Below are 21,618 nucleotides of genomic sequence, written 5' to 3'. Positions count from 1 at the left end.
GCGACGATGACGACGTCGTGGCCGACGAACACACCCCATCGGGCGTATCCGGGCACGAGTCGAGGGTGAGGCCCGCCGACGAGCCGCCGAGACCGCCGCGTCCCTGCTCGGCCGTCGACCGGACGCAGGCGGCGGGACCGGACGTCACGGGGACGTGCGAATCGAGAGTCACACCTGCTGCGGATTCTTGTGATCACTAAGGAAATCCCTGGCCGTGGACCTCGAGGATCGGACCTGTTCGGTCTGTCCAACCGAGAGGGACGACGCGTGAACACGACCTCTGTCCTCGTCATGCCGGGAACGGTGCCCGCGCCGCGTGGCGGGATCCTGCACGATCTGCACGCCCGGCACCACGGCGTACGCGAGGTGCTCGCCCGCGTCGACGACGCCGCCCGCGAACTGGACCTTCCAGCGGTGTCACCCCGACTCGTCGAGGGCGGCGAGGTGGCTCCCGAGCGGGGCCCCGACCTGCAGTACGTGGAGATCTTCGCGGTCAGCATCGCCACCCAACGCGCGCTGGTCGAGACGGGCGTCGACCCGGTCGCCGTCGTCGGGCAGAGCGTCGGAGAGCTGTGGGCACTCGCCGCGGCCGGGTACATCTCGATCGAGGACACCGTCCGGCTCGCGGTGGCCCGGTCCCGGGCGCTCACCAGACAGGGTTGGCAGGGCCGGATGATCGCCGTCGGGGTGGACGGCCGCCGGGCGGAGCACCTCGCCGGCCTGTTCGGGCACCCCGATCTGGTGCTGGCATGTGAGAACGCGCCCCATCAGAGCGTGCTGAGCGGTCCGACCGCGCTCACCGCCGACATCGAACGGGTGGCCGCGGCCGCGGGGTGGCCCACGAACCGGCTCGACGTGCCCCATCCCACGCACTCGCCCGCACTGGCCCGGTCGGCCAGGGAACTCCGCGCCGGTGCGCCCCGTGTGCCCTACGGCGGAGGCCGGATGCGGGTGTGTTCGCCGTGGCTGGGCCGTGACGTCGTCGACGACGACCCCGTGGAGCTCATGGCCGGGGCCCTCACCGCCCGCGTGCGCATTCTGGACACGATCCGCGAGCTGCACGCCGCCGGCGCGGACGTCTTCGTCGAGTGCGGCGAACGTGCGGTCGTCGCGAAGATGATCCAGGCGAGCGTTCCGGGCGTGCGGTGCGCCGTGCCGCTGGCCGAGCGCGACGCTCCCGCCGTCCCGGCCCGGCCCACGACCGGCACCCCGCCATCGAACGGCACGCGCCCGGGGGCCCCGGTCGTCGTGCGTTCCGAGCCGACCGTCTCTGCACCCACCCCCGCGGCGGACCCGCCGGCCGCGGTCCGGACACCGGCGCCGGCCGCGGAGGTCACGCCGGCGACGTGCCCCGAGCCTGGCGGACCCGCCGCGGCACCCTCCAGCGGAACCCGCGACTACGACGCCGTCCTGGCGCAGCTGCGTGACCTCTACGGCGGCTACCTCGGCTACCCGCCGGACCTCCTCGGCGAGGACGACAGTCTGGAGGCCGACCTCGGCGTCGAGTCCCTCAAGCAGGTCGCACTGCTGGGGCAGGTCGCGGACCTGTTCGACCTGCCCGACCTGCGCTCGAACGCCTCGTTGCTGGGCTTCGGCTCACTGCGGCGCATCGCGGACGCCGTCGTGGCCGGCGGAGCGGTCGGCGAGGCCGCGTGAACGGGCACGAGGGCTCCCCGGACGACCTGACGGGGCGGATCGCGCTGGTCACCGGCGCGGCACGCAGTCTGGGTGCCGACATCGTGCGGAGCCTGGCCCGCCGGGGCGCGCACGTGATCGTCAACTATTTCCACTCGGTCGAGGCGGCCCGGGAACTGGAGGCGGAGCTGCGTGCCGCAGGCCGATCCTGCGAGTTCATCCGCGCCTCGGTGGCCAAGACCGCCGAGGTCGACCGGATGTTCGACCTCGTCCGGGAGCGGCACGGTGGTCTCGACATCCTGGTGAACAACGCCGCGGCCGGCGCTTTCCTCCCGCTGCTCGACGTCGACGACGTCTACTGGGAACGGGCCTGGCGCACCAACGTGATGGGGCCCTACCACTGCTCGCGGCGGGCGGCGGAGTTGATGGACGGCCGCTCGGGCGCGGCGGTGCTGTGCCTGTCCGCCGTGGGGTCCCACCTTCCGGTGCCCGGCTACGGGCCCGGGGGCGTGACGAAGGCGGCCGCCGAGTCGCTGGTCCGCTACCTGGCGCTGGAGCTGGCCCCGCGGGGGATCCGGGTGAACACGGTCCTGCTGGGCTCGGTGGCGAGCGACATCGTGAGGTCGCTCGCCGACCCGGACACGATCGGTGACCGCTCCGACGACGAGCGGCTGCTCCGGCGCACGATCTCGACGCCGGACGCGGCCGACCTGATCTGTCACTTCCTGCACCCGCACGCCGGGTTCGTCACCGGGCAGACCCTCGTCGCCGACGGCGGCATCGGTCTCACCGGGATGCAGACGCTCCAGCTGCACAGCAACCTCGCCGCGCACGCCGCTCCCGCGCGGGGGTCGGCGTCGCCCGCGCCCGCCGGACCGCCGAGCGGGGGCCCCCAGCCGGCGGGGACCGTGGCCGGGACCCCCTCCGAGGAGCCCCGCGCCGAGGCCGTCGCTGCCGACGACGACGCCGTCGCCGTCGTCGGGATCGGGGTGGCGCTGCCCGGCGCGAACGACCGGCGCGAGCTGTGGGACCGGCTGCGCGAGGCCACGCTGCAGGCGAGCGAACCGACCGGCTTCGCGCTCGAGCACTTCCACGCCTCCGACCCCACGGTGCCCGACCGCTTCCACGCCCGCCGGGCCGGCTACCTCACCGGCTTCGTCCCGGATCCGCGCTCGCTCAGCGAGCCGCACGGACTGCGCGACCACCCCGGGGTGGCACCGACCGCGCGCTGGTTGCGGCACTGCGCCGTACAGGCACTCGACGGTGTGCGCCGCGGAGCGGGTGACCGGTGGCTCGCCGTCACCACGGGAGCGCATGATCACATCGGGCTCGGCGACCGGGCCCCGGTCCTGGGGGCGCAATACGCGAGCATGCTCCGCGGGACCACCGCAGCCGACTCGGGCGGGGACTGGCTCGGTGAGATGGCCGAGCACGCCGTGCTCGCCCACTACTCCGGCAGCGGTGCCGACCCGCTCATGCACCAGCCCGCGTCCGTCTCACGGGTGGCACTCGGCGGGCTCGTGCCCGACGACGCCCGGCACCTCACGCTCGACGCCGCCTGCGCCAGCGGCCTCTACGTGCTCGACGCCGCCGTGAAGGCCCTCCGGGAGGGCACGTGCGACGTCGCGCTCGCCGGCGGCACCTCGGTGGCCGAGCCGACCCTGCTGACCCTGTTCTGCAAGGCCCAGGGCATCACCCCCAGCGGCCGGGTACGTCCGTTCGACCGGGACGCTGACGGCACGTTGCTCGCCGAGGGTGCCGTGGCGCTCGTCCTCAAGACCCACGCCAAGGCCGTCGCGGACGGTGACGAGATCCTGGGGCTGGTGCTCGGCACCGGCCTGTCCGCCGACGGCCGGGGCAAGGGCATCCACGCCCCGGCCGAACGCGGTCAGGAGTTGGCGATCTCCCGCGCCTGGGCCGACGCCGGTGTCGGACCCGACGACCTCGACTGGATCGTGGCCCACGGCACCGGAACGCCGACCGGGGACGAGGTCGAGGCCCGGGCCTTGCTGGCGCGGCTCGGCGAGAGGCGGCGCACCTGCCTGCTCACCTCCAACAAGCAGGTCTTCGGACACACCGGTGTGCTCGCCGGGCTCGTCTCGGTCGCGCACGCGCTCACCGCGATCGAGCACGGGGCGATCCCGGCCCATACGGACCGGATCGCCCCGCACGCGCTGCTGGAGGGGGAGGAACGGCTCAGGGTGCCCGTCGCCGACGTCGGCTGGCGGCCCTCGGACCGCCCACGCATCGTCGGCGTCTCGTCGTTCGGGCTCGGCGGAGCCGACGCACACGCCGTGCTGGCCGACCGCGTCCCGAACCGGCGGCCCGCCAGGGTGCCCCCCGAGGACCTCGTCGTCGTCGGCTGGAACACGCACCTGCCCGGCTCCGACCGCGACGCGACCGCTGCCTGGCTGGCGGGTACCGGGCCCGGTCCCTCGGCAGGATTCGGCGACCCGTACCCCGTCCCGTCGCCGCGCGAGGTGCGGATCCCGCCACGCACCACCGCGCACATGGACCCGAGCCACCTGATGATGCTGCAGGCGGTGGACCCGCTGCTGGCGCAGCTGGGCGCCGCGGCCGGGGACCTGCGTCCCGACACCGCGCTGCTGATCGGGTCGGCGCTGCCCAGCAGGCACGCCACCCGGATGGCCGTCCGGGTGCACGCCGCCGAGTGCGCCGACGCGCTCGGGTTGCTGCCCGACCCCGGCATGGTCGCGACGCTGCGTGAGCGGCTCACCGCCGCCGTCGACGCGTTCGCTCCCGACATCAGCGAGGACGACTTCACCGGTGCCGTCTCCTGCATCGCAGCCGGCCGGGTGACCAACTACGACGACCTGCAGGGGTTCGGCGTGGCCGTCTACGACCACCGGGACTCGGGCACCGCCGCACTCGACCTCGCGATGCGTCAGCTCCGCCACGGGGCCTGCGCGCTGGCGCTGGTGGGGGCCGTGAGTGTGGCACCGGTCCGGGGCTGGGACGGACATCTCGGTCCGCTCGTACCGGACGGGGCGACGATCGCGGAGGGCGCCGCCGTCGTGGCACTGGCCCGGCGCTCGACCGCCGAGCGCCACGGTCTGCCGATCCTGGGAACGGTCGCGTCGGCCGGTCCGGGGGCGGCGCCGCCCGCGCCGCCCGCGCCCGATCGCACCTACCTCGCCGTCGATGCGCTGTTCGCGCTGCTGCACGGTGTCGTCACCGGCCGCGAGACGCTCGTCGGTGCGAGCGACCCGGCCACACCGGGCCTGCGCTTCACCGGGGTGCGGCCCGCCGACGCACCGGAACCGGACATCGGTACCCGGGGCACGGTGGACCTCGTCGACATGCCCGCTCCGCCCGGGAGGACCCTGCCGCACCCGGTGCCGCCGGGCACCGTCGTCGTCACCGACTCCGCCGACTCCGCCGACTCCGCCGACCTCGCGGCCGCGCTGGAGGGCTGCGTCGACGTCGCCGTGTGGACGACCGACGGCGTCGCCGCGCAGGACGCGGCCGGCGCTCTCGCGGACCTCCCGTTCGTCCCGGCCCACGTGCGGGTGCTGACGCGGTTCACCGACCGTGGTGACGCCCCCGCCGACGTCGAGCGTGCCGAGATTCTGCAGGACCTGCTCCTGACCACGACCCAGGCACTGCTCCCGGCGCTGCGCAACGGCGGAACCGTCGGCGCCGCGCTGCTCGACGCCCTGCCCGGTGACCGTCCGCACCCGCTCGCCGGCCTGTTCACCGGGTTCGTCCGCTCGGTCCGCGCCGAGATCACCCAGTGCGGGGGAGCCGCGCTGCTCACCGCGGCGCCCGACGCGCTGACCGCACTGCACCAGCTGGCCCGCGCGAGCGGCGACGCCGGTCCGCTGCACACGGTCGCGGCCCGCCGGGACGGGAGCTGGGCCCGGATGGACGTCTGCCCGGACGGCGTGCCCGCCGGCCCGGGCGGGATCCCGCTGGGGCCGGGCTCGGTCGTCGTCGCGTTCGGCGGCGCACGCGGGATCACGCCGGAGCTGCTGCACGCGCTCGCCGTCCGCGTCGAGCGACCGCACGTCTACCTGATCGGCCGCACCCCGGTCCCGGCCGGCCCGCCCACCGAGCCGGTACCCCAGGCGGAGTTCATCGCCGAGCAGCGACGCCTGCATCCCGAGCTGAGCCTGCGCGAGCTCAAGGCGCGGTACGACCGTCTCGACGCCGCCCGGGAGGTTCGGGCGACGCTGCGGCGGCTCGCCGAGGTCTGCGGTCCCGACCGCGTGCACCACCGCGTCTGCGACGTGCTCGACGGCGAGGCCACCACCGCCGTCCTCGACGAGATCCACGACCGGCACGGCCGCGTCGACCTCGTGGTGAACGCCGTGCTCGACCTGCGCCCCCGCGCGCTGCACGCCAAGGCACTCGCCGACTTCCGGGCCGTGCGGGCCACGAAGGCCACCGGCTACCGCAACCTGAAGCACGCCCTCGCCGGACGACCACCGACGATCCTCGCCACCTTCAGCACCCTCGCCACGGTCGCGCCGGCGCCCGGCGACGTCGACTACTGCGCAGTGAACTCCTACCTCGAGTACGCCACGGCCGCCGCCGACCGGGACCTGCCCACCGGGCACCGGGAGATCGCGATCCTCTGGAGCGGCTGGAAGGACGTCGGCGTGGCCAGCAGCGTCGCCATGGAGGAGACGCTGCGGCGCAACAACATGGACGCCTACATCACGCCGGCCCAGGGGTGCGCGCAGTTCCTCTCGTCGCTGGCCCACCCGCCGGCGAACGGGCTGACGTTCTTCCTGCGCGGGCCGGAACGGGCCATGCTCGCCCGCCGGGGCATCGGACCGGACGCCCCGCCGATGCCGCCCCCCGACGTCCCGGACCCCGCCGTCCCGGGTCCGGAACCGGCCTCGCCGCTCCTCGACGGCATCACGATGGAGGGCCGGTCCTGGGTGGTCGCGACGAAGACGTGGGACCCCCGCACGCTCGACGAGCGGGACGGGCGGTGGATGCGCCACCACCGGGTCAACGGCGCCGTCGTGCTCCCCGGCACGTTCGCGCTCGAGGCCGCCGCGGCCGCCGCGACCCGGCTGCGGCCGGAGATGGCCGTCACCGGTTTCCGTGACCTCGCCTGCCACGCCTCGGTGACGGTGCGGCCCGACGGTCCTCCCCGCACCGTCACGGTCTCCGCACGGGTGACCACCGAGGATCCCGCCGGGGCCCGGGTCTCGGTCCGGGTCACGACGAACCGGGTCAGCGCGACCGGGAAGGTGCTCCGGTTCGGCGACCTCTGCTACGAGGCGGACGTCCTGCTCGCCCCGGTCCGCCCCCACCTCGGCCCGGCGCCGGACCTGCGGGCGCACACCCCCGTCCCGGGGTTCCGGATGCCGATCTACGACCGACATCCCGTACTGGCGCTGAGCGGGCCGTTCGCCGGGACCTCGGCCCACGCCCACGGGCCGGACGGGACGAGTGCACTGTTCTCGTTCGACCACGCGGGGTTCTCGGCCGAGCTCGGCGGGACGACGGTGCCCTCGATCCTGATCGACGCGCTCGCCCACCTGCTGCTCGTGCCGCGGGACGGGGCCGAGGGCGGACCACCGGTGCCGGGCCCCCTCGCCGGTATCGCCGAGGTCGATCTGGGGTGCGCCGGCAACGACTGCGACCTCGCCGCTCGCCACCCGGTCGTCCGGCTCGGCCACGACACCGCGTCCGGAGTGCTCACCGCGGCCGCCGACGGCCGGGTGCTGGTCCGGGTCCGCGGCGTCACCGCCTTCTCGAGCAGCGAACCGGGGCGTCTGGTCCGTCCGGGGGCCGACGACCACCGGCCCGTCCCCGCCTGAGGAGGCACTGGTGCTCTGGTCCGACGTGAACATCGCGGGCAGCGGGTCGTGGATCCCGCCCATCCGGCCGCGGGCAGGTGCCCGGCCGGACACCCCCTCGGCGGCCGACGCCAACGGGTTCGGCTCCGCCGCCGTGGCCACGGGCGACACGGCCGTCGGGATGGCGGCACGCGCGGCGCTGAAGGCCCTGCGGCACGCCGGTGCCGCCGGCTCCGACCTGAGCCTGCTCGTGCACGCGAGCTTCCAGGACGTCGACCACTACACCCCCTCGCCCTACCTGCTGCGCGCCCTGGGCACCACGGTGGCGACGGGGATGGAGATCGGCGCCGCTAGTGACGGCGGTGCGGCCGCGCTGGTCACGGCGGCCGAGCACCTCACCGCACGTCCGGACGCACGGGCGGCGATGGTCACCGCGGGGTCCCGCTTCCCCGCCGAACGCTGGGACTTCGTCCACGAGATCGGCTACCTCGCCGGTGACGCGGGCGGGGCCGCGGTGCTCACCCGTGCGCCGGGCCGGGCCCGGCTGGTGGCGACCGCACACGCCGCGGTGCCCCGTCTGGAGGAGATGAGCAGGGCCGCGGCCGGCGTCGCGGGCGGGGCGACGGGCCGGCGCATGGCGGTCGAGCAGACGGGCCTCGCCCCGCACGTCACCTCCCTGCAGGAGGCCACGCGCTCCTGCGTCGAGCAGGTACTGGAGGAGGCCGGTCTCGGACCGGCGGACGTCGCGCACACCGCCGTCGTCGCGATCGGGTCGGCGGTGCTCGACGTCCTGCTGTCGGGGCCACCGCTGCACGCCCGTGCGGCCGACACGAGCTGGACGTTCGGACGCCACGTCGCCCACGCCGGACCGTGCGACCTGCTCCTGGCCGTCGACCGGCTGCTCCGCGGCGGGACGGTCGTGCCCGGCGACCGTGTGCTCGTGGTGAGCTTCGGTCTCGGCTTCCGCTGGACCGCCGCGGTCCTGGAGATCACCACGCCCGTCCCCGGACGGACCCCGGCATGACCGCCCCGATCCCCGAGTTCCCCCTGCCGCGTGCGGCCGGCTGCCCGTTCGACCCGCCGCCGGAACTGCTCGGACTGCACGTGCGCGGGCCGGTCGGCCGGGTCCGCATCTGGGACGGCAGCACACCGTGGTTCGTGACCGGACATGCGCTGCAGCGTGAGCTGCTCAGCGACCCGCGGGTCAGCGCCGACCCCACCAACGACGGCTATCCGCACGTCACGGCCGGGATCAAGGCACGCCACGCCGACGCGCGCTCCTTCATCACCATGGACGATCCGGAGCACCGGCGGCTGCGCCGGATGCTGACCAGTCCGTTCGCCGTACGGCGGGTCGAGGCCCTCCGGCCCACGATCCGGCGGATCGTCGACGAGCGGATCGACGCGATCCTCGACGGACCGCGTCCCGTCGACCTCGTCGCGGCCTTCGCACTGCCCGTGCCGACGATGGTGATCTGCGAGCTGCTCGGGGTGCCCTACGCCGACCACGAGTTCTTCCAGCGGTCGAGCCACGTGCTCATCCACCGGTACTCGACGGTGGAGCAGGTGCTCGCCGCGCAGCGCGGGCTGGTCGGGTACCTGGAGGACCTGATCGCGCGGCGGCTCACCGACCCGGCCGAGGACATCCTGTCGCGGATGGCGGCCCGGCACGTCGCCACCGGGGAGCTGACCTCGTCCGAGCTGGCGTCGATGCTCCTGCTGATCCTCGTCGCCGGTCACGAGACCACGGCCAACATGATCGCGCTGGGCACGCTCGCGCTGCTCGGCCACCCCGAGCAGCTCGCGGCGTTGCGCACGACCGGGGACCCGGCGCTGGTGGTGGGCGCGACCGAGGAGCTCCTGCGGTACCTGCCCATCGTGCACTCCGCGCGGCGCCGGGTGGCACTGGCCGACATCGCGCTCCCCGACGGGACCACGATCCGCGCCGGCGACGGCATCGTGCTGCCCAACGACGTCGGCAACCGCGACCCCGAGGCCTTCCCCGACGCCGAGCGGCTCGACATCCGCCGCGACGCCCGGCACCACGTGGCGTTCGGTTTCGGCCCGCACCAGTGCCTGGGGCAGCCGCTCGTGCGGGTCGAGCTGCAGGTCGTCTACGGCACGCTCTACCGCCGCATCCCCACCCTGCGCCTCGCCGTCGAGTCGTCCGAGGTGCGGTTCAAGCACGACGGCCTGATCTACGGCGTCCACGACCTGCCCGTCACGTGGTGACCGGACCCTCCGAGACAACGAGGTGACCATGCCCCGCCCCCCGTCGATCCCGCTCGCACCCGGCGCGCTGCCGGTGCTGGGCCACGCGGTACCGCTGCTGCGGGACGCGCTCGCGTTCACCTCGTCGCTGCCCGCGCTCGGGCCGCTGGCGCGGATCCGGCTGGGCCCCTTCTCGGTCGTCATGGCCTGCGACCCGGACGTGACCCGTCAGGTCCTGCTCGACGACCGCACCTACGACAAGGAGGGCCCGGTGATCGAGCGGATCCGCGAGGTCGCCGGCAACGGCCTGTCGACCTGCCCGCACAGCAGCCACCGCCGGCAGCGGCGGTTGTGCCAGCCCTCGTTCCAGGGCGACCGGTTCCCCGCCTACGCCGAGGTGTTCGCCGCGACGGCCGAGGCGAGCAGCATCGCGTGGCACACCGGGCAGCACCTCGACGTCACTCGCGAGATGATGACACTCACCGCCCGCGCGACCATGGAGACGATCTTCAGCGGTGAGCTGCCCGCGGATGTGGTCGACCGGAGCATCGACGACACGACGACGCTCGTGCGGGGTGTGTTCCGGCGGATGCTCACGCCGCCGCTGCTGAGCCGGCTGCCCATCCCGTTCAACCGCCGGTTCGACGAGGCCCGCGCGCGGCTCCTCGACGTCGTCGCGACGATCGTGGCGAACCGCCGCGCCGACCCCACCGATCACGGCGACCTCATGTCGTCGCTGCTGGGGGCGGTGGACGACGGCGCGACCCTCACCGACGCCGAGCTGGCGGATCAGGTGCTCACGTTCTTCATCGGCGGTACCGAGACCGCCGCCAACACCCTCGCCTGGGCGCTCTACCTGCTGGCCACCCACCCCGAGGTGCAGGACCAGGTCGCGGCGGAGGCGTGCGCGGCAGGAGGGGCGGGATCGCCGCCGCTCGACGGCGTCACCGGCCGGGTCCTCACCGAGACCCTGCGGCTGTTCCCGCCCGCGTGGCTGTTCACCCGCACCCTGACCGCGGACACCGAGCTCGGCGGGGTCGAGCTGCCGCGCGGGACCGTGGTGGCCGTCAGCCCGTACCTGATCCAGCACCGCGGCGACCTCTACCGCGACCCCGATCGGTTCGATCCCGGCCGGTGGGTCGACCGGGCTCCCGACCGCAGCGCCTACCTCCCCTTCGGCGCCGGCGCCCGCAAGTGCATCGGCGACCGCTTCGCACTGACCGAGATGGTCACCGCGCTGCACGCGGTCCTCCGGCGCTGGCGCGTCGAGCCGCTCTCACCGGAGCCGTTCCGGCCCGCGGTGGAGGCCACCATCACCGCACGCGGCCTGACCCTGCGGGTCGTGGCACGGGACGCCGCACCGGCGGTCGGCGAGCCCTCGGCAGGGGCCGGGTGCCCGGCATGAAGGCGGGCTACGGAGCGGGTCACCTCGACCACGACGAGCCGCTGGAGCTGCGCAGACTCCGGGCCCACGAGGAGTTCGCCGACGCAGGTTCCCGACGGGCCCTCGACGGACTGGACCCGGTGCCCGGCTGGCGGTGCCTGGAGCTCGGCGGGGGAACCGGGTCGGTCGGGCGCTGGCTGGCCCAGCGCTGTGCGCCGGGTGAGGTGGTGGTCACCGATCTCGACACCACCCTGCTCCCGACCGACGTCGCGAACCTGACGCCGTTGCGGCACGACGTCCTGTACGACGACTTCCCGGCCGCCTCGTTCGACCTCGTGCACGCCCGCGCCCTGCTGGAGCACCTGCCCGACCGGGCCGCCGCGCTGGCCAGGATGGTGGGGTGGACCGCGCCGGGCGGGTGGGTCTGCGTCGACGCCACGCTCCGCATCACCCCGCCCGGCGGCAGCCGTACCGCCTTCCACCGCTGCCTGGAGGGGCTCTCCCGGCTCGCGTCCGGCCGGATGGGCGCCGACATCGGGTGGGCCACCGGCCTGCCGCTGATGCTCGCCGAAGCCGGGCTGGTGGAGGTCGGCGTGCTCTGCACCCCGGGCGTCGTGGGGTCGACCGGCAATGCCACCGGCCTCGTCCGTGTCTCGCTGGAGCAGTTCGGCCCGCTGCTGCGCGAGCACGATCTCGTCTCCGACGACGACATCTCCGACTGCCTCGCCCTGCTCGACGACCCCGGGCATGCCGACCTGCCGTTCCTGCTGATCTCCGCCTGGGGCCGGCGGCCCCGCCCGTGAGCACCCCCACCACCACGGAGGACCTGCGATGTCCGGTGTCACCCGCTACGTCCACGACGACTCCGGTCCCGCCCGCGCGGATGCGCTGACCGCGACCGCGCTGCCCTATCCCGACGGCTGGTTCTGCCTCGCCTTCTCCGACGAGCTCCCGCCCGGTGGCGTCCTCACCCGCACGCTGATGGGGGAGGAGGTGGTGCTCTACCGCACCCGCGGGGGAGTGCTGCGGGCCGTGCGGCCCTACTGCCCGCACCTGGGAGCACATCTGGGGGCGGGCGGCGCGGTCGAGGGCGAGAACATCGTCTGTCCGTTCCACCGGTTCGCCTTCGACCCGAGCGGGACCTGCGTGGCGACCGGCTACGGGCTGCAGCCGCCGAAGGCCGCGCTGACCCGGTACGACGTGTGCGAGGTGAACAGCTCCGTCTACGTGTGGCGGCATGCGCTGGGAGAGCCGCCGACCTGGGAGGTGCCCGCCCTGCACGGCCCGCGGCCCGGCGTCTTCCGGCACACCACGGTCGACCTCGCGGGCCATCCGCAGATGATCGTCGAGAACGCGTTCGACTTCGGGCACCTCACCCAGCTGCACGGCCTGAGCGGGCTCACCATCGACGCCGATCCGGTGATCGGGGAGCCCACCTGCACGATCCCGGTGACCGCGGGAGGGCGGGCGTTGGTCCCCAGCGCGTCCTACGAGCTGACCGTCGTCGGGCTCTCGACGTTGGCGGCCGTGGCGCGGCTCGGCCCGCTCGGTGACATGTACGTCCTGCTGCACGCGACCCCCACGGCGCCGGGCAGGCTCCACCTGCGCCTGGGCGCCACCGTGGCGCTGGAGAAGGTCCCGTTCGTGCCCGACGTCCTGGGCCGGCTGATCACCGACCCGCTCTCGCAGCTGTTCAGCCGCCTGGCGCACCACATCACCCTCCGGGACGCCGCTCCGGACTTCCCGGTGTGGAACCACCAGATCTACGTCGAGCATCCGAAGCTGGCGCCGGGTGATGGGCCCGTCGGCCGCTACCGGCGGTGGGCCCGGCAGTTCTACTCCGAGCCGGTCTCCGGGAACGTCCGGCAGGACCCGGACCGGCCCTGACCGCCATCGATATGATATAGATCACTCCTGCTGTCGGTCGCACCGGCGCTGCGCCCGTCGGCGAACCGGCCCACCTCCTCGTGGGCGGAACCGCCGACGGTGCCGCCGCGTCGGGCTCATACCGCCGCGCCTGCCCGTACGAAGGGGTCGGATCCCGGCCTGTGACGCAGTCGTGACTGCACACGCCCGGTTCCGGCATTACCTTCCGAAAGGCCCGCGACCAGCGTGAGCGACGAAGCGCGCGCGAGATCGAGGAGAGTGCATGAGCGACAGCCCTGACCCGTCGGGACCGGCGATGCGGATCGGCGTGGCCGCGGAGGCGGACCCCGAGACCCGCGTGGCGATGAGCCCCGAGACCGTCGCGAAGGTCGTCGGCCTCGGCTACGCCGTCACGGTCGAGTCCGGGGCGGGTGCCCGTGCCGGGTTCACCGACGAGGCGTACACCGAGGCCGGTGCCGACGTCGTCGACGGTCCCGTCTGGGACACCGACATCGTGGTGCGGATCAACGCCCCGGAGCCCGACGAGATCGGCAAGCTGCGCGAGGGGGCCGTGCTGATCGCCATGCTCGCGCCGCGCTTCGAGGCCGAGCGGACCGAGGCGCTCACCGCCCAGGGCGTCACCGCCCTGTCGATGGACGCGGTGCCGCGGATCTCGCGGGCCCAGTCGATGGACGTGCTGTCGTCGATGGCCAACATCGCGGGCTACCGGGCGGTGATCGAGGCGGCCCACGTGTTCGGCCGGTTCTTCACCGGTCAGGTCACCGCGGCGGGCAAGGTCCCGCCGGCGAAGGTGCTCGTGGCCGGGGCGGGCGTCGCCGGGCTCGCCGCCATCGCCGCGGCCAACAGCCTCGGCGCGGTCGTGCGGGCCACCGACCCGCGCTCCGAGGTCGCCGACCAGGTGCGGTCGCTCGGCGGCGAGTACCTGGCGGTCGAGGTCGAGCAGGAGGCCTCCACCGACGGCTACGCCAAGGCCACCTCGGCGGACTACGACAAGCGCGCGGCCGAGATCTACTCCGAGCAGGCCGCGGACTGCGACATCATCATCACCACCGCGCTGATCCCGGGGCGCCCCGCGCCGAAGCTGATCACCGCCGCGGACGTGGCGTCCATGCGCCCGGGCAGCGTGGTCGTCGACATGGCGGCCTCGCAGGGCGGCAACGTCGAGGGCTCGGTGGCCGGCGAGGTCGTCGTGACCGACCACGGCGTGACGGTCGTCGGCTACACCGACCTGGCCGCCCGGCTGCCCGCGCAGGCATCGCAGCTCTACGGCACGAACGTGCTCAACCTGCTCAAGCTCATGACCCCGGAGAAGGACGGGCGGCTCGCGCTCGACCTCGACGACACCGTGGTCCGCGGCATCACCACCGCGCACGCGGGGGAGACGCTCTGGCCGCCGCCCGAGGTCACGGTGAGCGCGGCGCCCGCCGCCCAGCCGGCCGAGGAGCCGAAGGAGAAGGAGCCGGAGAAGCCGCGTTCCCCGTACGCGGGTCTCGCCGCCGGGATCGTCGGCGCGCTGGCGCTGTTCGCGGTCACGGCTCTGGCCCCGGCCGAGCTCGCCGGGCACCTCACTGTGTTCGTGCTGGCGATCGTCATCGGCTTCTACGTCATCGGCAACGTGCACCACGCGCTGCACACGCCGCTGATGTCGGTCACGAACGCGATCTCCGGCATCATCGTCGTCGGCGCGATCCTGCAGATCGGCACCGGCGGCGACGCCCTGGTCATCGGGCTCGCCGCGGTCGCGGTGCTGCTCGCCGCCATCAACATCGTCGGTGGCTTCGCGGTGACCCGCCGCATGCTGCAGATGTTCACGAGGAGCTGAGCCGTGCAGACGTGGACCACTGCGGCGTACCTGATCGCCGCGATCCTGTTCGTGATCAGCCTCGCGGGGCTGTCGAGGCACGAGACATCGCGCTCCGGTGTGCTGTTCGGCATCGCCGGCATGACGATCGCGCTGGTCGCCACGGCCGTCGTCGCGCTCGGCCAGGCGTCCGGGCTGGGCGTCGCCCTGCTGCTGGTCGCCGTCGTCGTCGGCGGGGCGATCGGGCTCTGGCGGGCCCGCGTCGTCGAGATGACGGGGATGCCCGAGCTCATCGCGCTCATGCACAGCTTCGTCGGCCTCGCCGCGGTGCTGGTCGGCTGGAACGGCTTCCTGGAGGTCGAGTCCGGTCACCTGCAGCTCGAGGGCTCGCTGCTGGGCATCCACCACGCCGAGGTCGCCGTCGGCGTCTTCATCGGCGCGGTGACCTTCACCGGTTCGGTGGTCGCCTACCTGAAGCTGTCGGCGAAGATCAAGTCGGCGCCGCTGATGCTGCCCGGCAAGAACCTCCTCAACCTCGGCGCGCTCGTGGCGTTCGCGGTGCTGACGGTCGTCTTCGTCATCTCGCCGCAGATGTGGATCCTGGCCGTGCTCACGGTGCTGGCGCTGCTGCTCGGCCTGCACCTGGTCGCCTCGATCGGCGGCGGTGACATGCCGGTCGTGGTGTCGATGCTGAACTCGTACTCCGGCTGGGCCGCCGCGGCGGCAGGCTTCCTGCTCGGCAACGACCTGCTGATCATCACCGGTGCGCTGGTCGGCTCCTCCGGTGCCTACCTGTCCTACATCATGTGCAAGGCGATGAACCGCTCGTTCGTCTCGGTCATCGCGGGCGGGTTCGGTGCCACCTCCTCGGCGGCCGCCGCCGTCGAGGGCGAGCACCGCGAGGTCGACGCCGAGGGGGTCGCCGAGCTGCTCGCGAACGCCGACAGCGTCGTCATCACCCCCGGCTACGGCATGGCCGTCGCCCAGGCGCAGTACCCGGTCGCGGAGCTGACCCGCTCACTGCGCGACGCCGGCGTGAACGTGCGCTTCGGCGTCCACCCGGTCGCGGGGCGGCTCCCCGGGCACATGAACGTGCTCCTCGCCGAGGCCCAGGTGCCCTACGACATCGTCCTGGAGATGGACGAGATCAACGACGATCTCGCCGAGACCGACGTCGTGCTGGTCATCGGCGCCAACGACACGGTCAACCCGGCCGCGTCGGAGGACCCGGGCTCGCCGATCGCCGGGATGCCGGTGCTGCGGGTGTGGGACGCCAAGGACGTGATCGTGTTCAAGCGGTCGATGGCCACCGGCTACGCGGGCGTGCAGAACCCGCTGTTCTTCCGGGACAACACCCAGATGCTGTTCGGCGACGCCAAGGAGCGCGTGCAGGACATCCTGTCCTCGATCAAGAGCCTCACGAAGACGGGCTGACCGGCGGGCGACTTCACCCGGGCGGGGCGCAGGTGTTACCGAGCCGACTCCTGCGCTCCGCTTGCCCGGAACGTCCGGTGGGCACTCTGTGTCCATGAGTGAGAGCAGCACGCAGCACGCGAACACGACCTGGCCCCACCCCGAGAGCGAGCAGGCCCGCCACGACGGGCGCTACACCCCGGTCGCCCGTGCCGGGCACCGCGGACACCGGTCCGACGACCCGTCCACCTCCATGCGGGACTGACCACCGCACCACCACGCCCGGTCCGCAGCCGGATCGGGCCCGATGAGAACCGGTCGCCGTCACCCGCCCTCGGGCGTGGGGTGCGGCGACCCTGTCGTTGCAGGGGTCCCCGAGCGTGGGGACGGGTCAGGACGCCGGGATGCAGAGCCCCGGACAGCGGCCGATCCGGCCCTGGAACGAGACGGTGGTCCCGTCGGGACCCGGCTCCACCCGTACGTCCTCCGCGACCGCCTCGATCATCCCGATACCCCGTCCGCGGTGGCCTGGGTCGGTGGGCGGGTCGCGCCAGCGCCCGCGGTCGCTGACCTCCATCCGCACCAGGTACCCCTCGGCGTCCCCGCGCAGCAGAACCGTCGCGGCCCCGCCCGAGCCCGTGGCCCCGTAGGCGTGCTCGATGCTGTTGGAGACGGCCTCGTTCACCGCGAGGACGAGATCCTGCACGGTCGGGCACTGTTCGTCGGTCCCGCACAGCGACGCGAGCCACCTCCCGGTCTCCCGGCGGGAGCGGCCTGCCGACCCGGGTTCGACGGGCAGCTCGACACGCAGAGTCGGGGACATGGGAGAGCAGTACCCACCAGGTCGCCGTGCAACTCATCGGAGTGACCGTCGATCGACAGTCGACCAGGTCACGCGACGTTCGACATGCGGGCCCGCGCCACCCGGCCTACCGTCGGTCGGTGATGACAGTCGATCATCGCCGGCCGCGGAGACGGCATGGCTGAGCCGAGCACGGACGCCGAGGGAGCCGAGGCGTCGCGGGCCGACGACACGGTGGGGGACCCGGTGGACGGCACGAGCGGGCACGTCGGGACCGTGCACACCGGTCCCGGGCACCCCGTGGACGAGGCCGCCGGGAACGCCCACGAGACCGTGGACGCCCGTCCCGACGAGTACGCCCACCTCCTCGCGCCCCTGCACGCCTTCGCCGCCGCCGGACCCGACGACCCGGAGCGGGAGCGGCTGCGCTCGGAGCTGGCGAGGGGCTTCCACCCGGTGGTCCGGCACATCGCCGGGCGCTACCGGCACCGCGGCGAGCCCGTCGAGGACCTGGAGCAGGTCGGCACGATCGGGCTGATCAACGCGCTGGACCGGTTCGACCCGGGCCAGGGCACCCCGTTCCTGGCCTACGCCGTCCCCACGATCACCGGGGAGATCCGCCGGTACTTCCGCGACCGCACCTGGTCGATGCGCGTGCCGCGGCGGCTCAAGGACATCCAGAGCCGCATGACCCGCGCCCAGGAGGAACTGGCCTCGCGGCACGGCCGTGCCCCCAGGGTCTCCGAGCTCGCCGAGCACCTCGGCATCAGCCGCGAGGAGGTCATCGAGGGGCTGCAGGCCCAGGACTCCTACCGGTCGGACTCGCTCGACCAGCTCGTCGGTGACACCGACAACCCGCTCGGCGAGATCGTCGGGGGCATCGACGCCGGGATGGACGCGGTCGAGGCCCGCGAGTCGCTGCGTCCCGCCCTGCGCAAGCTCCCCGAGCGGGAGCGGACCATCCTCATGCTGCGGTTCTTCGGCAACCAGACCCAGACCCAGATCGCCGCCCAGGTCGGGTTGTCGCAGATGCACGTGTCGCGGCTGCTCGCCCGGACCCTGGTGACCCTGCGCGGACACCTCGCCGACGAGCAGACCCACCACGACGGGGTCCCCGAGGCCGGCTGACGCCTGCCGGCTACGACGACCGGGTAGCCGTGGTGGTCCGACCGGGGCAACCGGACCGGTCCTGATCACCTCGCCGTCACCTGTGCGTTTCCCCACCGGCCTCCCGGGGCACCCTGTCGTGTTCCGCGCACGCCGTCGTCCGCCCACCGGGCCACGGTGCCGCGCATACCGAGACATCAGCGAGACCGTCGTCCCGCGACCCGTCACCCGCACGTCCGCGGCCGGTCGGTGCCCCACCGACCGGTTCCGTGCCGTGCCGCCGGTCGCGACGACAGGAGAGGAACCGGGTATGGCCGTGCAGGAGAAGACGTTCGCCACCGAGCGTGACCGAAAGCAGGCGGAGCGCTCGTCGGCCGCGGCCGCCGGGCGCGCCGAGGTGGCGGCCGCCAGGGCGGAGCGGGCCGCCGCGAAGGCGCAGCAGGCCGCGCTGATCGCGGCCGGTGCCGCCGGCCCGGCCCAGGAGGCCGGGATGTCGGGCCCGTCGGCGAAGGATGCGAAGGCCGGGAAGAAGGCCGACGCGAAGAAGGGCAAGAAGGACAAGAAGGGCGGCCGGAAGGCCGTCGAGGCGGCGAAGGCCGACACGAAGAAGGCTCGCCGCAAGGAGGAGAAGGACGCCGAGAAGGCCGTCCGCGCCGCCGAGAAGGCCGAGAAGAAGGCCCGTAAGCAGGCGAAGGCCGAGCGTGCCGAGCAGGAGAAGGCCGCGGCCGAGGAGAAGAAGGCCGCCAGGACGGCCAAGGCCGCGCGGCTGGAGAAGGTCGCCAAGCGCGACGCCGCCGCGAAGGCGGACAAGAAGGCCCGCAGGCTGGCGGAGGAGCAGGTCGTCGCCGGCCGGCCGGGCAGCGGGGTCGGTACGCCCGAGACCACGCCCGCCGAGCGGGAGAACCGACGTCGCGAGGCCGAGCAGGAGGCGGGCCGGCTGGCCGCCGCGGCCGAGCACAAGGCGACCGCCGAGCGCCCCGCCGAGGTGCATCACACCAACGGCCTGCGACTCTGACGGCACGCCGCAGCCACCGGCGACGCCCGGACCCGGCCGGGTCCGGGCGTCCCGTGCGTCAGGGCCTGCACACCTGACCGGATGTTCAGGCTTGCACGAGCGAACGATGTGGCCGTAGCGTTCGCCCGTGCACATCGCCGAGGGCTATCTGCCGCCGCTGCACGCGGCGGCCTGGACCGTCGTCGCCGCGCCGTTCGTCGTGCACGGCGCCCGCGCCGTGGTGCGCCGCGTGCGGGAGGACCCGGACACCACGCTGCTGCTCGCCGCGGCGGGCGCGTTCACCTTCGTCCTCTCGGCGCTCAAGATCCCGTCGGTGACCGGGTCGTCGTCGCACCCGACCGGAACCGGGCTGGGCGCGGTGCTGTTCCGACCACCGGTGATGGCCCTGCTCGGGACGGTGGTGCTGTTCTTCCAGGCCGTCCTGCTCGCCCATGGCGGGCTCACCACGCTCGGCGCCAACGCCTTCTCGATGGCGATCGCCGGGCCGTGGATCGCCTACGGCGCCTACGTCGTGGTCCGCAGGATCGGGGGCTCGCTGGGGCCCGCGGTGTTCGCCGCGGCCTTCCTCGGTGACCTCGGTACCTACACGATCACCAGCGCGCAGCTCGCGCTCGCGTTCCCCGACCCCACCTCCGGGTTCGGCGGAGCGTTCGTCACCTTCGCATCGATCTTCTCGATCACGCAGATCCCGCTGGCCGTGGCCGAGGGGCTGCTGACCGTGCTCGTCGTGCGGCTGCTCGTGCGCATCACCCCGGACGAGCTGCGCCGCCTCGGCGTGCTGCGCCCGGCCGCGGGAACCGACACCGGCGGCCCCGCCCCGGCCGCGACCGCACAGGGCCCGGAGAAGGAGGCGTCGGCGTGAGCCGCTCGACCGTCGTGAACATCCTGCTGGTCGTCGCCGTCGTCGCGTTGTTCGCGGTGCCGGTGCTGTTCGTGCCCGGCGAGTACGCCGGGTCCGACGGCCAGGCGGGCGAGGCCATCGAGGCCACCGGCTACCGGCCGTGGTTCAGCCCGGTGTGGGAGCCGCCGTCGGGCGAGATCGAGTCCGGTATCTTCGCGATGCAGGCCGCGGCCGGCGCGGGCGTGCTCGGTTACTGCCTCGGCGTCGCCCGCACCCGTAGCCGGGAGAAGGCCGCGCGGCAGAGCTGATGCTGCTGATCGACGAGACGGCCTACGCCAACCGCTGGCGGTCCCGGCACCCCGGGGAGAAGGCGTTCCTCGCCCTGGGGCTGCTGCTGCTCGCCGTCGCGCTCCCACCGTGGCCGGGGGCCGTGCTGACCGGTACCGCGGCGCTGGCGCTGCTGCTGGGCGGTGCCCGGGTGCCGTGGCGGACCGCGCTGCGGCTGCTCGCGCTGCCCCTCGGGTTCGTGATCGTGGGGGCGCTGCCCCTGCTGGTGACCGTCGGCGGGGACCCGTGGCTCGCGTTCGCGCCGGGCGGGCCGGCCCGGGCGGCCGCGCTCGTCGGACGCTCGCTGGCGGCGGTGACCTGCCTGATCCTCTTCGCCGCGACGACGCCGCTCGCCGACACCCTGCCCCGGCTGCGGTGGGTGCCGCCGGCCGTCCTGGAGATCACCCTGCTCGTCTACCGCATGCTGTTCCTGTTGCTGGACTCGCTGACCGCGGTCCGGGAGGCCCAGTCCCTCCGGATGGGATTCCGGACGCGGCGGACCACCTTCCGGTCGCTGGCCGGGCAGGGCGGGGCCGTGTTCGTCCGCGCCTTCGACCGTGCCCGCCGCCTCGAGGCCGGCCTCGCCTCCCGCGGCTACGACGGCTCGCTGCGCGTCCGGGTACCCGCCCGCACCGTCTCGCCCGCCTTCGTCGCGGCGAGCACGGTGCTGCTCGTCGCCGTGCCCGTACTGGCCCTGGTGGTCGTCCCGTGACCGCGGTCCTGGAGGCCCGCGGGCTGGTCTTCGCCTACCCGGACGGGCCGGTCGTGCTCGACGGGGCGGACCTCGTCGTCGACCCGGGGCGCAGGCTCGCGGTGCTCGGCCCCAACGGTGGCGGAAAGACCACCCTGTTCCGGCTGCTGCTCGGGCTGCTCGCACCGTCGGCCGGGCAGGTCCTGCTCGACGGCGAGCCGGTCCGCCGCACCCGCCGCGGGCTGCTGCGGCTGCGCGAGTCCGCCCAGCTCGTCCTGCAGGACCCCGACGACCAGCTGTTCTCCGCCGACGTCGCGCAGGACGTGTCGTTCGGCCCGCTGAACCTCGGTCTCGACGAGACCGAGGTCGACGCCCGGGTGCACGACGCGCTGTCCGCCGTCGGCATCGCCGACCTCGCCGACCGGCCGACGCACCGGCTGTCGTTCGGGCAGCGCAAGCGGGTCGCGATCGCCGGGGCGCTCGCCGTCCGGCCCCGGGTGCTGGTGCTCGACGAGCCGACCGCGGGTCTGGACCCGGCCGGGGTGGAGGAGCTCGTCGTCGTGCTGGCGGACCTGCAGCGCGCCGGGACCGCGGTCGTGCTGTCCACACACGACGTCGACCTCGCCCACCGCTGGGCCGACGACGTCGCCGTCGTCGCGCGCGGGCGGGTACGGCGCGGCCCGGCCGCGGAGATCCTCGGCGACGCCGCGCTGCTCTCCGACGCCCG

Annotated in this window: 17 protein-coding genes; 16 read left to right on the top strand and 1 reads right to left on the bottom strand. The window is 74.0% G+C overall.

Going from position 1 to position 21,618, the window contains the following annotated elements; genetic code table 11:
- Positions 1–267: 267 nt before the first annotated feature.
- From NH602_RS31600 to NH602_RS02825, 10 genes are all read left to right on the top strand, one after another.
- Entirely contained in the window at positions 268–1,656 is a 1,389-nt protein-coding gene (locus tag NH602_RS31600) for an acyltransferase domain-containing protein (protein ID WP_308292802.1), read from the top strand.
- A complete protein-coding gene (locus NH602_RS02865; RefSeq protein ID WP_253066911.1) occupies positions 1,653–7,433 on the top strand; it encodes an SDR family oxidoreductase in 5,781 nt (1,926 codons plus the stop codon). Before NH602_RS31600 ends, NH602_RS02865 begins: the two co-directional genes overlap by 4 nt.
- A gap of 10 nt (positions 7,434–7,443) precedes the next feature.
- Positions 7,444–8,436 carry a 3-oxoacyl-[acyl-carrier-protein] synthase III C-terminal domain-containing protein gene (locus tag NH602_RS31765; RefSeq protein ID WP_253066910.1) on the top strand — a complete coding sequence of 331 codons (993 nt, stop codon included), beginning with the start codon at positions 7,444–7,446 and terminating at the stop codon, positions 8,434–8,436.
- Positions 8,433–9,644 carry a cytochrome P450 gene (locus NH602_RS02855; RefSeq protein ID WP_253066909.1) on the top strand — a complete coding sequence of 404 codons (1,212 nt, stop codon included), beginning with the start codon at positions 8,433–8,435 and terminating at the stop codon, positions 9,642–9,644. Before NH602_RS31765 ends, NH602_RS02855 begins: the two co-directional genes overlap by 4 nt.
- Before the next feature lie 28 nt (positions 9,645–9,672).
- Positions 9,673–11,028, top strand: a complete 1,356-nt coding sequence (locus tag NH602_RS02850) for a cytochrome P450 (protein WP_073576234.1) — start codon at positions 9,673–9,675, stop codon at positions 11,026–11,028.
- The gene (locus NH602_RS02845) at positions 11,025–11,810 is read left to right on the top strand and encodes a class I SAM-dependent methyltransferase (protein ID WP_179760937.1); all 786 of its coding nucleotides are present in this window, start codon (positions 11,025–11,027) and stop codon (positions 11,808–11,810) included. The genes NH602_RS02850 and NH602_RS02845 overlap by 4 nt, the downstream gene beginning before the upstream one ends.
- A 28-nt stretch (positions 11,811–11,838) precedes the next feature.
- Positions 11,839–12,894 (top strand): aromatic ring-hydroxylating dioxygenase subunit alpha, encoded by a 1,056-nt coding sequence (locus tag NH602_RS02840; RefSeq protein WP_179760936.1) that lies wholly within the window; start codon positions 11,839–11,841, stop codon positions 12,892–12,894.
- 295 nt (positions 12,895–13,189) lie between these two features.
- Positions 13,190–14,716 carry a Re/Si-specific NAD(P)(+) transhydrogenase subunit alpha gene (locus NH602_RS02835; protein ID WP_179762909.1) on the top strand — a complete coding sequence of 509 codons (1,527 nt, stop codon included), beginning with the start codon at positions 13,190–13,192 and terminating at the stop codon, positions 14,714–14,716.
- A 3-nt stretch (positions 14,717–14,719) separates the two neighbouring features.
- The gene (gene pntB / locus NH602_RS02830; RefSeq protein WP_174565881.1) at positions 14,720–16,129 is read left to right on the top strand and encodes a Re/Si-specific NAD(P)(+) transhydrogenase subunit beta; all 1,410 of its coding nucleotides are present in this window, start codon (positions 14,720–14,722) and stop codon (positions 16,127–16,129) included.
- Between the two features lie 94 nt (positions 16,130–16,223).
- Positions 16,224–16,373: a hypothetical protein gene (locus NH602_RS02825; protein WP_157818481.1), complete on the top strand. Its 150-nt coding sequence runs from the start codon at positions 16,224–16,226 to the stop codon at positions 16,371–16,373.
- A gap of 126 nt (positions 16,374–16,499) precedes the next feature.
- On the opposite strand, the gene NH602_RS02820 is transcribed toward NH602_RS02825, so the two are convergent.
- On the bottom strand, positions 16,500–16,931 hold the full coding sequence (locus NH602_RS02820; protein WP_253066907.1) for an ATP-binding protein: 432 nt from the start codon (positions 16,929–16,931) through the stop codon (positions 16,500–16,502).
- A gap of 156 nt (positions 16,932–17,087) precedes the next feature.
- Here NH602_RS02820 and NH602_RS02815 point away from each other — a divergent pair, with 156 nt between their 5' ends.
- The 6 genes from NH602_RS02815 to NH602_RS02790 form a co-directional block, all read left to right on the top strand.
- Positions 17,088–18,038, top strand: coding sequence for an RNA polymerase sigma factor SigF (locus NH602_RS02815; RefSeq protein WP_161151899.1), 951 nt, complete (start codon positions 17,088–17,090; stop codon positions 18,036–18,038).
- A gap of 289 nt (positions 18,039–18,327) precedes the next feature.
- Positions 18,328–19,032, top strand: coding sequence for a hypothetical protein (locus tag NH602_RS02810; RefSeq protein WP_179760934.1), 705 nt, complete (start codon positions 18,328–18,330; stop codon positions 19,030–19,032).
- Between the two features lie 127 nt (positions 19,033–19,159).
- Positions 19,160–19,894, top strand: a complete 735-nt coding sequence (locus tag NH602_RS02805; protein WP_100879784.1) for an energy-coupling factor ABC transporter permease — start codon at positions 19,160–19,162, stop codon at positions 19,892–19,894.
- Positions 19,891–20,181: an energy-coupling factor ABC transporter substrate-binding protein gene (locus NH602_RS02800; RefSeq protein ID WP_253066906.1), complete on the top strand. Its 291-nt coding sequence runs from the start codon at positions 19,891–19,893 to the stop codon at positions 20,179–20,181. The genes NH602_RS02805 and NH602_RS02800 overlap by 4 nt, the downstream gene beginning before the upstream one ends.
- Positions 20,181–20,912: a cobalt ECF transporter T component CbiQ gene (gene cbiQ / locus NH602_RS02795; RefSeq protein WP_253066905.1), complete on the top strand. Its 732-nt coding sequence runs from the start codon at positions 20,181–20,183 to the stop codon at positions 20,910–20,912. The genes NH602_RS02800 and cbiQ overlap by 1 nt, the downstream gene beginning before the upstream one ends.
- The coding region (locus tag NH602_RS02790) for an energy-coupling factor ABC transporter ATP-binding protein (RefSeq protein WP_253066904.1) at positions 20,909–21,618 on the top strand (710 nt) is incomplete at its 3' end. The genes cbiQ and NH602_RS02790, both read left to right, overlap by 4 nt.

Origin of the sequence: Pseudonocardia sp. McavD-2-B (genome assembly GCF_024124365.1) — a bacterium.
GTDB lineage: Bacteria > Actinomycetota > Actinomycetes > Mycobacteriales > Pseudonocardiaceae > Pseudonocardia > Pseudonocardia alni.
Note: the sequence above shows the minus strand (reverse complement) of the source record. Positions and strands in the feature narration are given on the sequence as shown.

Bases quoted from the DNA above. Each gene is read 5' to 3' on its own strand.
- NH602_RS02825 (WP_157818481.1), top strand. From the start codon at position 16,224: ATGAGTGAGAGCAGCACGCAGCACGCGAACACGACCTGGCCCCACCCC.
- NH602_RS02840 (WP_179760936.1), top strand. From the start codon at position 11,839: ATGTCCGGTGTCACCCGCTACGTCCACGACGACTCCGGTCCCGCCCGC.
- cbiQ (WP_253066905.1), top strand. From the start codon at position 20,181: ATGCTGCTGATCGACGAGACGGCCTACGCCAACCGCTGGCGGTCCCGG.
- NH602_RS02835 (WP_179762909.1), top strand. From the start codon at position 13,190: ATGCGGATCGGCGTGGCCGCGGAGGCGGACCCCGAGACCCGCGTGGCG.
- NH602_RS02850 (WP_073576234.1), top strand. From the start codon at position 9,673: ATGCCCCGCCCCCCGTCGATCCCGCTCGCACCCGGCGCGCTGCCGGTG.
- NH602_RS02855 (WP_253066909.1), top strand. From the start codon at position 8,433: ATGACCGCCCCGATCCCCGAGTTCCCCCTGCCGCGTGCGGCCGGCTGC.
- NH602_RS02820 (WP_253066907.1), bottom strand. From the start codon at position 16,931: ATGTCCCCGACTCTGCGTGTCGAGCTGCCCGTCGAACCCGGGTCGGCA.
- NH602_RS02810 (WP_179760934.1), top strand. From the start codon at position 18,328: ATGGCCGTGCAGGAGAAGACGTTCGCCACCGAGCGTGACCGAAAGCAG.
- NH602_RS02845 (WP_179760937.1), top strand. From the start codon at position 11,025: ATGAAGGCGGGCTACGGAGCGGGTCACCTCGACCACGACGAGCCGCTG.
- NH602_RS02815 (WP_161151899.1), top strand. From the start codon at position 17,088: ATGGCTGAGCCGAGCACGGACGCCGAGGGAGCCGAGGCGTCGCGGGCC.